Origin of the sequence: Kitasatospora sp. NPDC048194 (assembly GCF_043202455.1) — a bacterium.
Classification (GTDB): Bacteria; Actinomycetota; Actinomycetes; order Streptomycetales; family Streptomycetaceae; genus Kitasatospora.
In genome coordinates this window covers 53,579-66,121 of record NZ_JBIDAK010000002.1, presented here as the reverse complement: position 1 = coordinate 66,121, position 12,543 = coordinate 53,579, and the positions used below count along the sequence as shown (strand labels likewise).

9 protein-coding genes are annotated in these 12,543 nt (G+C 73.5%); 5 read left to right on the top strand and 4 right to left on the bottom strand.

What is annotated here, in order from left to right; translation table 11 throughout:
• Positions 1 to 52: 52 nt before the first annotated feature.
• The gene (locus ACGF07_RS02840) at positions 53 to 817 is read right to left on the bottom strand and encodes a class I SAM-dependent methyltransferase (protein WP_392894786.1); all 765 of its coding nucleotides are present in this window, start codon (positions 815 to 817) and stop codon (positions 53 to 55) included.
• 446 nt (positions 818 to 1,263) lie between these two features.
• Here ACGF07_RS02840 and ACGF07_RS02835 point away from each other — a divergent pair, with 446 nt between their 5' ends.
• The 3 genes from ACGF07_RS02835 (at position 1,264) to ACGF07_RS02825 (ending at position 4,813) form a co-directional block, all read left to right on the top strand.
• Positions 1,264 to 2,022 (top strand): ASCH domain-containing protein, encoded by a 759-nt coding sequence (locus ACGF07_RS02835; protein WP_392894784.1) that lies wholly within the window; start codon positions 1,264 to 1,266, stop codon positions 2,020 to 2,022.
• Positions 2,023 to 2,330: 308 nt separating this feature from the next.
• A complete protein-coding gene (locus ACGF07_RS02830; protein ID WP_392894782.1) occupies positions 2,331 to 4,001 on the top strand; it encodes a TolB family protein in 1,671 nt (556 codons plus the stop codon).
• 227 nt (positions 4,002 to 4,228) lie between these two features.
• Complete coding sequence (locus tag ACGF07_RS02825; protein WP_392894780.1) at positions 4,229 to 4,813, top strand: hypothetical protein; 585 nt, start codon at positions 4,229 to 4,231, stop codon at positions 4,811 to 4,813.
• A gap of 33 nt (positions 4,814 to 4,846) precedes the next feature.
• Here the strand turns inward: ACGF07_RS02825 and ACGF07_RS02820 are convergent, their stop codons facing one another.
• A complete protein-coding gene (locus tag ACGF07_RS02820; RefSeq protein WP_392894778.1) occupies positions 4,847 to 6,457 on the bottom strand; it encodes a glutamate synthase subunit beta in 1,611 nt (536 codons plus the stop codon).
• A gap of 165 nt (positions 6,458 to 6,622) precedes the next feature.
• On the opposite strand from ACGF07_RS02820, the gene ACGF07_RS02815 reads away from it, so the two are divergent.
• Together ACGF07_RS02815 and ACGF07_RS02810 are read left to right on the top strand one after the other, a co-directional pair.
• A complete protein-coding gene (locus ACGF07_RS02815) occupies positions 6,623 to 7,303 on the top strand; it encodes a response regulator transcription factor (RefSeq protein WP_350736272.1) in 681 nt (226 codons plus the stop codon).
• Positions 7,300 to 8,685 (top strand): ATP-binding protein, encoded by a 1,386-nt coding sequence (locus tag ACGF07_RS02810; protein ID WP_350736275.1) that lies wholly within the window; start codon positions 7,300 to 7,302, stop codon positions 8,683 to 8,685. The genes ACGF07_RS02815 and ACGF07_RS02810 overlap by 4 nt, the downstream gene beginning before the upstream one ends.
• A 258-nt stretch (positions 8,686 to 8,943) precedes the next feature.
• Here the strand turns inward: ACGF07_RS02810 and efeB are convergent, their stop codons facing one another.
• Positions 8,944 to 10,317, bottom strand: coding sequence for an iron uptake transporter deferrochelatase/peroxidase subunit (gene efeB / locus ACGF07_RS02805; protein ID WP_392894775.1), 1,374 nt, complete (start codon positions 10,315 to 10,317; stop codon positions 8,944 to 8,946).
• Complete coding sequence (gene efeU / locus ACGF07_RS02800; protein WP_392894773.1) at positions 10,317 to 12,488, bottom strand: iron uptake transporter permease EfeU; 2,172 nt, start codon at positions 12,486 to 12,488, stop codon at positions 10,317 to 10,319. Before efeU ends, efeB begins: the two co-directional genes overlap by 1 nt.
• Positions 12,489 to 12,543 lie beyond the last annotated feature (55 nt).

Below are 12,543 nucleotides of genomic sequence, written 5' to 3'. Positions count from 1 at the left end.
AACGGGAGTGACAGTCTCGGCTGACTGCGGTGAGTGCCAGGCTGAAGTCACCCTACTCGGGTCGCCGGCGTGCGAGATGGACAGTGATGTCGGCAGCGACCTCGACTGTCTCGGGCAGGACCCGCGTGATCGCGTCATACGCCTGCTGGCGCGTCGATTGCGGCAGCTGGAGATAGGCCGAGACGGTCGACAGGTAACCAAGGTAGTCAGCAGAGCACATCGTCAAGCGCCGCTCGATGACGACCTGCTGAACGTCACGGAACAGCTGAGACCGTTGCAGTTCCGTACCCGGCCACTGCATCTCCTCATCCGGACCGGTTCCGTCGGGAGAGGGGAACTCATCGCTTTCCAGGAACGGCGCCCGGGCCGCATGCACCGACTCCTCGAGAGCTGGGTCAGCCAGCTGGACCGGCCCACCGCATGAAGCGAACACACCCTCCGGTTCAAGGAGCGCCGCCACCCTGGACCATCGCCCATCCTGGCGTGTCCAATGCAGGGCAGCCGCCGCATAGACCAGCCCATATGGTTCGCTTGGCCGCAGGTCTTCGAACACGGTTCGCACGGGCGTCACGTTCGCAGGCACGGTCTTGCTCAGTTCGGCAAGCATGGCAGCGTCCGGGTCCGTAGCTGTCACCATGACCCCGTGCCCCGCGAACAGACGGGTAGCTTTGCCTGTCCCTGCACCGATCTCCAAGGCGGTCCGAACCGGTCGGCCCGCATACGTCATCACCAAGTCGAAGAGCTCATCGGGGTACCCCGGCCGGAACCTTTCGTAGGCTTCGGCGATCGCGCCGAAGCTCAGTGCACGAGCAGACATGCCGAGCATCCTGGCACGGCCGGGACAGGCCCCAGCAATAGCCAGTGACCCTCGGCCTTCCGAGCTGAGGCGCATCACACGCTGGCCCTGGTCGGGCCGACGGCGGCTACACCGGCAGCCTTGTCGAGTACTACTCCGCCGTCCTCGCCCTGATCCGCGCGATCGTCAGCCGCAGCGACGACATGCACGCCGTCGTCGCGCCTCCCGAGCGCTGGAACGTGGCGGCACTTCACCCACCGATCGCCATTCGTGACCACGGCCAGCCGCCGCGGTGCGCCACCCCGCCCTTCCGACCACTGCAGAGGTCCGGGCGCGGCGAGCCGAAATCCCGTGGAGCCCACCTGCGCAGCATGGAATGATCTTGGGCGACTGCTGACGGAAGGGAAGGTCGCAAGGTGTACGTCCCGCCATCTGCTCGAGCCCTCGATGACGACGAGCGTGAGCTCGTGGAGCTGGCGCGCCGCACCATCGACGCGCACACCGACGCGGGGCCCGACGAAGACGGGGTCCACACGGTGGGCGCCGCGGTCATGGGCGCCGACTACCGGATGTTCGCCGGCGTGAATCTCCACCACTTCACCGGCGGACCCTGCGCCGAACTCGTGGCTCTGGGAGCCGCGCGAGCCCAGGGCATGCGCCAGCCGCGCTGCATCGTTGCCGTGGGCAACCACGGGCGCGGGGTCATCGGCCCGTGCGGGCGCGATCGACAGGTCTTCGTCGACTACTACCCCACGATGCGTGTCATCGTGCCCACGCCCGAGGGGCTCCGGTCCGTGCTCGCCGCCGACCTGATGCCGCTGGCTCAGCGATGGACCGCGGAGGCGGGCATGAACGGTCTCGACCCCTCGCTCTACCAGGACCCGGAGACAGCCGGCCCGCCGATCATCCGGTTCAACCCCCGCTACCTCGAGGCCGTCCGCTCCGGCGCCAAGACCGGAACCACCCGCTTCCGGGACCCGGCACGACTCGGGCCGGCACGGTTGGTGTTCGAGAGCGACCCCGAGGTCGTCCTGTCGGCGGAGGTGACCGGCATCAGGCACTGCCTGGTCGACGACCTCACCGACGACGACGCCCGAGCCGAGGGGCTGACGACCGCAGCCGAGCTCAGGGAAGGCCTCAAGGGCCACTACCCGGATCTGGCGGGAACCGACGAGGTCGACGTCGTCTCCTTCCGGATCAACGACGGGCGGACACCTCCGAGCTGAGCTGACGCGCGGCTCGGACGCGCCGGCGCGTCGACACGGCGGCCGACCGGGCCTCCGAAGCCGCTGCCGCCGCACGGGTAGCGGCGGCTCGGTCCAGCGCCGCACCGTCGCCCGATAGCGACCACGGCGGCCCGCTCCGCCCCTCCCCTGACGCGAAACCGCCCCTCCCGGCCAACCGCCATTGACCGCCCGCCCCGTCCGGCGGTTGGCTCGTTCCGAGCCGGCCGCCGGGGAGTGCGACGAACCGTCACTCGACGCCAGGAGGCGTCACCGTCGGGGCGGTCCGGCCGTTCCCAGGGGAGGGACCGATGACCCGCACGTCCACCACCGCCCACCCGTCCGGTCGCCCCGCCCGGCGCCCCGAGCGGCAGTCAGAACGACAGCCGGCGTGGCAGTCGGAACGACAGCCGGCGTGGCAGTCCGAACGGCAGCCCGCGCGGCAGTCGGAACGGCGCCCCGCTCCGAGCCCCGCACGCCTGCTGCGCGCCGTCTGTGCGCTCGGCGCGGCCGCCGCGCTCGCGCTCACCACCACGCCGTCGGCCCAAGCCGACCCGCACCGTGGCCCGGGCACCGAGCGGGTGTCCTCCGGCATCGGCGGGTCGCAGCCCGACGGCGCCTCGTTCGCCGGCGGTCTGAGCGCCGACGGCCGCTACGCCGTCTTCACCTCCAGCGCCACCAACCTGGTGCCCGGCGACACCAACGGCAAGTCCGACGTCTTCGTCCGCGACCTCTGGTCCGGCCGCACCGAGCGGGTCGACACCGGGCCGGACGGCGCCCAGGCGAACGGGGACTCCTTCGAGGCCGCGATCAGTGGCAACGGCCGCTACGTCGCCTTCAGTTCCGGCGCCACCAACCTGGTGCCGGGCGCGAACCTGGGCTTCGAGGACGTCTACGTCCACGACCGCTGGACGGGCAGGACCACGCTCGTCTCCGTCGGCCAGGACCCCGACAGGCCGGGCAGCCAGGCCCCGGGACGTCCGCACGGCCGGACCCCTGACACGCCGCAGGGCCGACCGGCCCCCGGCACACCGCAGACCGACCGGCTCTCCGGCCACCCGTCGCTCAGCCGGGACGGCCGCTACATCGCCTTCCAGTCCAACCGCACCGACCTGGCCCCCGGCACGGTCACCTGGCAGGGCGGCAACATCTACGTCCACGACCTCTGGACCGGCGGGAACGGCCTGGTGAGCATCGGCGCGGACGGCAAGGAGGCGAACGGTTCGTCCGCCTCGCCCGTGATCAGCGCCGACGGCGGCTCCGTCGCCTTCGTCTCCAAGGCGACCAACATCACCGCCCCGGACCAGCCCGGCGCCCTCTCCCCGGAGGCCGCCGCCGAGCTGACCGCCGAGGCCGGCCAGGAATCGGACGAGCAGTTCTTCCGGGACTCGTTCCGAGCCGATGCCCGGCCCCGGATCCTCAAACCGCGCCTGTACCCGCTGTACGTCCGGGACCTGCGCGCCGAGGAGACGAGGGTGGCCAGCACCGACGACAAGGGCGGCGCCCGAGGGGCGGACTACCCGTCGCTCGGTCCCGACGGCCGGTACGTCGTCTACTCCGCCTTGGTCCAGCACGGCGACAGCGGGTGGGACCGGCACTTCGAGGTGTACCTCCGCGATCTGGAGGAGGGCACCGAGACCCTGGTGAGTGCCGGCCTGCCGGGGACGAAGACCACCGGCGACTCCTCCGACGGCCGGCTGACCGCGGACGGCCGCTGGGTGTACTTCGACTCCACGGCGGAGAAGCTGGTGCCCGGCGACACCAACGGCGCCTCCGACGTGTTCCGGCGCGACCTGCGGACCGGCCGAACCGAGCGCGTCAGCCTCTCGGACGACGGCTCGCAGAGCCCCGGCGCCTCGTTCGGTCCGTACGTCGACGCCCATGGCACGACGGCGGTGTTCAGCTCGGAGGACGGCACCCTCACCCCCGGGGACACCAACACGGCAACGGACGTGTTCCTCCGCCGCTCCACGCGCCGCTGACGAGGCCCCGGCACCATCCGCCCGCACGCTGTCACCGTGCTCCCACCCGAGGCCGTCACCACCGTCACCGTCATCCGTCGCGGCGTCAAGCGAACACTTGCCCCACCAAGGGACTGACGCTTCGGCAGCTGTTCACCGAACCCGGTCTACTCGCATAGACCTGCCGATGGTGACATGGACACACCGCCCCGGCACGCCCGTGCCGGGCCCGTGCCAGGGAGCTCCCCATGCTTCGCGCCCACCGCATCGCCCCCGCCCTCGCGACCGCCGTGCTCACCGCGGCGGCGCTCACCACCGCCGGCACCGCACACGCCGCCACCGCCAGCGCGCACGCCACCACGGCCCCGCACACCCGCGCCGCCCTCGCCGCGACCTGCTCGCAGTCCTACCTCCCGCTGCCCGACCCGGTCTGCACCCCCGGCGCCACCAACCCGGACGTCACCCAGGACACCATCGACGACACCATCTGCGTCGGCGGGTACAGCACCTCGATCCGCCCGTCCACCAGCTACACCAACCGCCTGAAGGTCCAGCAGATCGCCCAGTACGGCTACGCCGACACCAACACGGCGGACTACGAGGAGGACCACTTCATCCCGCTGTCGCTCGGCGGCCACCCCACCGACCCGCGCAACCTCTGGCCCGAGCCCCGCTACGCCGTCGGCCCGGACAGCCAGGCCTCCACCGACAAGGACAGCGTCGAGTACAAGCTCTACCGGGCCGTCTGCAACCACCAGGTGGACCTGGTGCCCGCCCAGCGGGCCATCGCGACCGACTGGACCACCGCGCTCTCCGTCCTCGGCCTCGGCTGAGCACCCGGCCGTCCGGCGCCGGCGCCCGCGCCCTCACAGCGTGAGCGCCCGCGCCGAGGCGCTGACCGGCGACGGGAGTTCGGTGCTCCCGCGCAGGTAGCGGTCCACCGCCGCGGCCGCCGACCGGCCCTCCGCGATCGCCCAGACGATCAACGACTGGCCGCGCCCGGCGTCCCCGGCGACGAACACGCCCTCCACCGCGGTGCGGTACCCGTCGTCCCGCTCCAGCGTGCCGTCCAGGCCGACGGTGAGCCCGAGTTGGGGGAACAGGGGCTGGTCCGGCTCCGGCCCGACGAAGCCCAGGGCGAGCAGCGCGAGCTGCGCCCGTACGGTCCGCTCGGTGCCGGGCACGGTCCGCGAGGCGCCGGGCACGGTCCGCGAGGCGCCAGGCACGGTCCGCGAGGCGCCGGCCCCGGACGGCGAGGCGCCGGCCCCGGACGGCGAGGCGCCCGACGCACCCCGCCCAGCACCCGGCGAGCTCCGCCCACCACCCGGCCGGACCCCGCGCTCCCCCGGCACGGCCTCGGCGAAGCGCACGCCCGCCAGCCGCCCTTCCGGACCCGGCTCGAAGCCGACGGTGGCCGCCCCGAACACCCGGCAGTCCGCCCCCGCTTCCTCGTGCGAGGTGGTCTCCCGGTACACCTTGGGGTGGACCGGCCAGGGCTGCCCGGCCGCACGGCGCTCCGGCGGACGCGGGTTGATGTCCAGCTGGGTGACGGAGGCCGCGCGCTGGCGCAGCGCCGTCCCGAGGCAGTCGGCCGCGGTGTCCCCGCCACCGACGATCACCACCTCGCTCCCCTCTGCGGTCAACGGCGGGTCCGTGCAGTCGCCCTCGTCCACCCGGTTCGCCCAGGTCAGGTACTCCATCGCGGAGTGCACCCCGGGCAGCCGGGCGCCGGGCACCGCCAGCTCCCGGGCCGCCGTCGCGCCCACCGCGACCACCACCGCGTCGTACCGGGCCCGCAGTTCCACACCGGTGACGTCCGATCCCACCCGCACCCCGGTGCGGAACTCCGTCCCCTCGGCCCGCAGTTGGTTCAGCCGCCGCTCCAGCCGGTGCTTCTCCAGCCGGAACGGCGGGATCCCGTAGCGCAGCAGGCCGCCCGGGCGGTCGGCCCGCTCGAACACGGTCGTGGCGTACCCGGCGCGGGTCAGCTGCTGGGCGGCAGCCAGGCCGGCCGGGCCCGAGCCGACCACCGCGACGCGCAGTTCCCGGCCGCGCCGCTCCGGCGGGTGCGGGCGGTCCCAGCCCTCCTCCCAGGCCCGGTCGGCGATCGCCAGCTCGATGTTCTTGATCGTCACCGCGGCCCCGTCGATCGCCAGCACGCAGGCGCTCTCGCACGGTGCCGGGCAGAGCCGTCCGGTGAACTCCGGGAAGTTGTTGGTCGCCAGCAGCCGCGCGGCCGCCGCCTGCCAGTCCCCGGCCGCCACCAGCGCGTTCCAGTCGGGAACCAGGTTCCCGAGCGGACAGGCGGCGTGGCAGAACGGCAGCCCGCAGTCCATGCACCGCCCTGCCTGTCCGCCCACGACCGGCAGCAGCGCCCCCGGCCGGTACACCTCCCGCCGGTCCGCCAGCCGTTCCCGTGCGTCCCGCCGCGCCCGCTCCGCGCGCGGGGTGGTGAGGAAAGCCATCCGGTCTGCCATCTCGGCCTCCGGCGGGGCGTGCCGACACGGATCCGGCGGCCCACCCGGCGGCGCGCCACCGTGTGGCCACCGTACGCCCACGAAGCAGCGCGCGGAACCCACCCGGTCCGGGAAATCCCGCGCCCCGCCCTCCCCTGCCGTGGGCACGCCAGGGAGAATCCCCGCATGACTCACACCGTGCTGATCGCCGAGGACGACCGCGCCATCCGCGACTCGCTCTCCCGCGCCCTGACACTGGAGGGCTACCGGGTGCGGATCGCGGCGGACGGCACCCAGACCCTCGCGGTGCTCGCGGAGCAGCGCCCGGACGTCCTGGTGCTCGACGTGATGATGCCCCAGCCCGACGGCCTGGAGGTCTGCCGCCGACTGCGCGCGACCGGCGACCGCACCCCGGTGCTGATGCTCACCGCCAGGGTCGAGGTGCCCGACCGCATCGCCGGACTGGACGCCGGGGCCGACGACTACCTGGTCAAACCCTTCGACGTGGACGAGCTGTTCGCCCGCCTGCGCGCCCTGCTGCGCCGCCGCCCGCCCGGGCCGGCCGAGGACGTGCTGACCGTCGCCGACCTGCGGGTCGAGCCGGCCGCCCGGCGGGCCTGGCGCGCCGGGGAGGAACTGGAGCTGTCCCGCACCGAGTTCGACCTGCTGGAGCTGCTGACCCGGCACGCCGGTGCGGTGCTCGACCAGACCACCCTGTACGAGCGGATCTGGGGCTACGACTTCGGCCCCGGGTCGAAGAACCTCGCGGTGTTCATCGGCTACCTGCGCCGCAAGCTCGACCGCCCGGGCCTGGTCCCGCTGATCCACACCGTCCGCGGCGTCGGCTACACGCTGCGCGAGCCGTGACCGGCCCCGCGCGGCTGAGCGACCGGCTGCCCCGCCCGGGTCTGCGCACCACCTTGTCGCTCGCGTTCGCCGCGATGGCTGCCCTGGTCGCGGTGGTGATCGGCACGCTCGGCTACCACGCCGCCGCCCGCCTGATCCTCGACGACGAGGCGGACGACTTCGGTTCGGCCGTGCGTGCGGTGAGCAGCCAGGTGCAGCGGGAGAAGCTGTTCCCGGGGGACTTCAACGGTCCCAGCGGGCTGAGCGAGCAGTTGCTGCACCCGATCCGGGTCACCGCCCAGGCCCTGGACTCCGACGGGGTCCCCCTCGCGGGCACCACCCGCCTCGATCTCCCGCCGACGGCGGAGGACCGCCAGCTCGCCCGGGCCGACGTCCCCGGCCGGACGGTGACCGAGGACCGGCGCCTCGACGGCGAGACCTGCCGGGTGGGCGTGGTCTCGCTGGGCGGGGGCCGGGGCGCCGTCCAGATCGTCCAGCGGCTCGGCGACATCGAGCAGTTGTTGGCGAAGCTGCGGCAGCAGATGGTGTCGGTGGTGCTGGCCGTCGTGCTGATCGCGGGGGCGGTCGGCTGGCTGCTCGCCCGGCGGATCACCGGTCGGCTGGTGCGGCTCACCGAGGCGGCCGAACGGGTCGCCGCCAGCGGCCGGTTGGACGTGCCGGTGCCTGCCGCCGGGTCGGACGAGGTGGGCCGGCTCGGCCGCGCCTTCCACCGGATGCTGGTGCGCCTCGCCACCGCGAAGGAGAACCAGCGCCGTCTGGTCCAGGATGCCGGGCACGAGCTGCGCACCCCGCTGACCAGCCTGCGCACCAACCTCTCGGTGCTGCCCAGCCTGGACCGGCTGCCGCCCGCCGAGCGCACCGCTCTGATGGCCGACCTCGCCGAGGAAGCACGGGAGTTGACCCTGCTGGTGGACGAGCTGGTGGCACTCGCGGCGGACCGCAAGGCGGACGAGGAGCCCGTCGAGGTGGCGCTCGCGGAGCTGGTCCGGGAGGCCGCCGCCCAGGCCCGCAGGCGCAGCGACCGGGCGATCACGGTCGACGCTGACGACACGGTGGTGACCGCCCGCCCGGACGCGCTGGCCCGCGCGGTGGGCAACCTGCTGGACAACGCCGCCAAGTTCGACCCGGCCGGGACCTCCCCGATCGAGCTGGTGGTGCGCGGTCGGCGGGTCGAGGTGCGCGACCGGGGTCCTGGCATCGACACGGTCGATCTCGACCGGGTCTTCGACCGCTTCTACCGGGCCACGGCCGCACGCAGCCTGCCCGGTTCGGGCCTCGGCCTGGCCATCGTGGCCGAGGTGGCGCGCTCGCACGGCGGGGCCGCGTTCGCCGCGAACCGGGAGGGCGGCGGCGCGGTCATCGGTTTCACCCTGGGCTCCTGAGCCCGCCCCACCCGGGGGGAGCCGACCACGGCCGGAACAACTGGCCACGGCCGACCAGCCGACCACGGCCGGAGCAGCCGACCACGGACAGCCGACCAGGGACAGCCGGACACAGCCGGCCACGTCCGGCCACGCCTGGTCGCAGCCGGAGCCGGCCGGGACGCCACCGACCGCGCCGAACGCACCGCAGCCGGCCCGGTGGGACGGACGCGACGGCGGGCCGGTGCTCCCGGCACCGGCCCGCCGTCGCACCCGCCCTCAGACGGCGGCGAGCAGTCCCCGCCCGAGCCAGTCGGCCTCGTCCTTCACGCCCGGCAGGACGAAGAAGTACCCGCCGCCGGTCGGCGAGATGTAGTCGACCAGCGGCTCGTCGATCAGCCGGGTCTGGGTGGCCTCGAACTGCCGCACGACGTCCTGCTGGTAGCAGCAGAACACCAGGCCCATGTCCAGGTTGCCGGCCTTGTCGACGCCCCGGTCGTAGTTGTAGCCGCGGCGCAGGATGCGCGAGGTGTCGGTGTCGGCGGTGCGCGGGTTGGCGAGGCGGATGTGCGCGTCCAGCGGGATCGCCTTGCCCTCCGGGTCCTTGCCGTAGTCCGGTGCGTCGGTCTCCCGGTGGCCGTCCAGCGGGGCGCCGGTGTCGCGGCGGCGGCCGAACATCTTCTCCTGCTCGGTGAGGGTGACGCGGTCCCAGAACTCGATCAGCATCCGGATGATCCGGATGACCTGGTAGCTGCCGCCGGTCGCCCAGCCGGGCTCGCCCGTCCCGTCGGTCACCCAGACCAGTCGGTCCATCTCGCGGGAGGAGGTGGTGTCCGGGTTGACGATGCCGTCCTTGAAGCCGAGCAGGTTGCGCTGGGCGCCGTCCGGCCGGGACTGGTTCTGGAAGCCGTCGATCCGCCAGAGGATCTGCAGCGCACCGCGGGTGTGCCGGGTGATGTCGCGCAGCGCGTGCAGCACGGTGTCCTGCCGGTCGGCGCAGATCTGCAGCGAGAGGTCGCCGTGCAGTTCGGCGGCCTGGAGGTTGTCGTTGGGGAAGGTCTTCATCGGCGTCAGCCGGACCGGCTTGGCCTTGGCCAGTCCGTACCGGTCGTCGAAGAGCGAGGCGCCGACGCCGACCGTGACGGTCAGGTTGTCGGTGGGCACCACCGGGCCGAGGATGCCGCTGTCGGACGGCGGAGCGCCGACGCCGAGGTCGGGCGGGGTCCCGCCGGCGGTGAGGAAGCGGATCCGCTCGGTCAGCGTCCTGAAGAGGTCCTCCAGGCCCTTGCGGTCCTGGGCGATCACCTGGCAGGAGACGAAGGCGGCGTGGGCCGGGGCCGGGGTGGTGACACCGGCCTGGTGGTCGCCGTGGAACGGGACGGCTCCGGCCTTCGTCTGGTGGCTGTCCCCGGCGGAGGCCGGGCCGGCGCCGAGGGTGAAGGCTCCGCCGGCGAGGACGGCGGCCCCGGCGCCGGCGCCGAGTGCGGCCCGCACGAAGCTGCGCCGGGCCGGTCCGGCCGGGCAGCCGCCCTGCGCGGCGCCCGCGCCGGCGTGGGCTTCAGCGCCGGCGGCCCGAGCAGCCCCGAGGGCCCCGGCCCCGGCGGCGGCGTGCGGGAACGGGCAGGACCCGGTGGCTGCGGTCTGGTCGGTCATCAGGCGGCCTTCCGGATCTCGAGGAGTGCGGGGATGGGCGAGAGGTCTTCGAGCAGCTGGCCGGTGGCGCCGTTCAACCGGCGGCGGTCGTCGGCGGGCAGCTTGTCCAGCGGGGTCCAGCCGTCGGCGGTGCGGGCGGCGGCGAGCAGGTCGCCCACCCGCTTCATCCCGGCGTCGACCCGGACCAGCACCTGCGGGTCCCGCTCGTCGAGCAGCGGCTTCAGCAGGGTCAGCAGTTCCTGGGTGCCGGCCAGGTTGGCCTGGGCGGTGGCCAGGTTGGTGCCGCTGCCCATGTCGGTGTCGCCGGTCAGCTCGAACTGCAGGGTGTTCTCGAGGATCTCGTGCGCGCGCAGCGGCAGGTCGCCCGGGTTGAAGTCCTGGCCGGGGAAGTCGTGCACCAGCTTGGCGACGTTCTGGGCGAGTTCGTCGGCGACGGGCGTCAGGTCGGCGGCGGACTGGCCGTGCCAGAGGCCGTACTCCAGCCGCAGGAAGCCGGTGAAGTCCTTGTCGTCGGCCTTGTCAGCGAATCCGTCGGCGCGGCCGTCGATCTTCTTGTCGAGGTCGGCGAAGGTGCCGTAGGCGGCGCCGAGCGAGGCGTACTGCAGGTGGGCGGTGAGCCAGTCGGCCTTGGCCGCGGTGAGGTCGCCGCCGTGCACGTCGGCCTGGAGCTTCTGGCTCTGGGTCATCAGGGTCGCGAGGCCCTGGACGACGTAGTCCTTGTAGCCGTCCAGCGGCCCCTTGAGGTCGTCCTCGGAGACCGGCTTGACGGCCTTGACCTCGGCACCGCCGCTGACGTGGACGGCGGAGGAGGTGACGGAGTTCCCGCCGGTGGGCACGCAGCGCCAGGCGTAGTCACCGGAGCCGATGGTGGCGGTGAGCGCACGGGTGGTGCCGGGGGCGAGGCCCTCGATCTCGCCGTAGACGGCGCCGGTGCCCGGGTTGACGAGGTAGACCTCGGAGACCTTGTCGCCGGTGTTGTGCATCTGGAACACCTGCTGCCCGGGCTTCGGGGCGGCGAAGCCCTTGCCGCACTCCTGCTCGGACACCGAGACGGTGGCGGCGCTGTCCTGCTTGCCGTCGCTCGCGGCGATCACGACGCCGGCCACCACGACCGGCACGGCGACCAGCGCGGTCGACAGCACCCAGCGCGGACGGCCCGAACGCACCGGCGCGGCCTTCCCCCCGGTCGCCGCATCAACAGTCGCGGCCTTCGCCCCGGTCGCCGCCTCCCCAGTCGCAGGCTTCTCCCCGGTCGCGGCCGCCTCCCCGCCGCCTGCGGCCTTCTCCGCGCCCGCGGTGCTTCCGGCGGGTTTCCCGGCAGCCGCCTTCCCCGTGGCGGCCGCCGCCGGGGCGGCCTTCCCGCCCCGGATGCCCTCGACGAACAGCGTCATCACGATGCTCAGGTACGCGACGTAGCCGACGACCTGGAGCACCGTCATGGTGACGGTCAGGTTGAGGGTGCCCTGGACGAGCGTGGCGTACCAGGAGGAGGCGTCCAGGTGCCCGCTCAGGTCGAAGGCGTACGTGCTGCCGCCGCCCACCAGCCCGGACTCCTGGAGGTCGCGCAGGCCGTAACCCAGCACGCCGGCCGCGACGATGATCAGACCGACGCCGGTGACCGTGAAGAACCGGGTGAGGTTCATCCTCAGCGCCCGGCGGTACAGCCCCCAGCACAGGCCGGCGGAGAGCACCAGACCGACGGCGGCACCGATCAGCGGGCCGGTGGACTCCCCGGCGGTGCGCACGTTGGTCCACAGGAAGAGCGAGGTCTCCAGGCCCTCGCGGGCCACCGCGAGGAAGCTGGTGAGCACCAGCGCGCCGGCGCCCATCGCCAGCGAGGCCTGCACCTTCTCCTTCAGGTCGGCGGAGAGGGTGCGCGCCGAGCGGCGCATCCAGAACACCATCGCGGTGACGAAGCCGACCGCGATCAGGCTCAGCACCCCGCCGAAGGCCTCCTGGGCGCGGCCGGAGAGGCTGGCGGCGGTGAAGGTGAGCACCGCGCCGAAGCTGAGGCTGAGGGCGACGGCCCCCGCGACGCCCGTCCACACCTGGGGCAGCCGGCCCTTCTGACCGGCCCGCACCAGGGTGGCGACCAGGATCGAGACGACCAGGCCCGCTTCCAGTCCTTCACGCAGCCCGATCAGAAAGCTGGGAAACGCCTCATCCCACATGCAGCGGGCTCCTCCCCCGGGGCGCCCCGGGTCGTACCTGTCCTCGGCGCTCCGC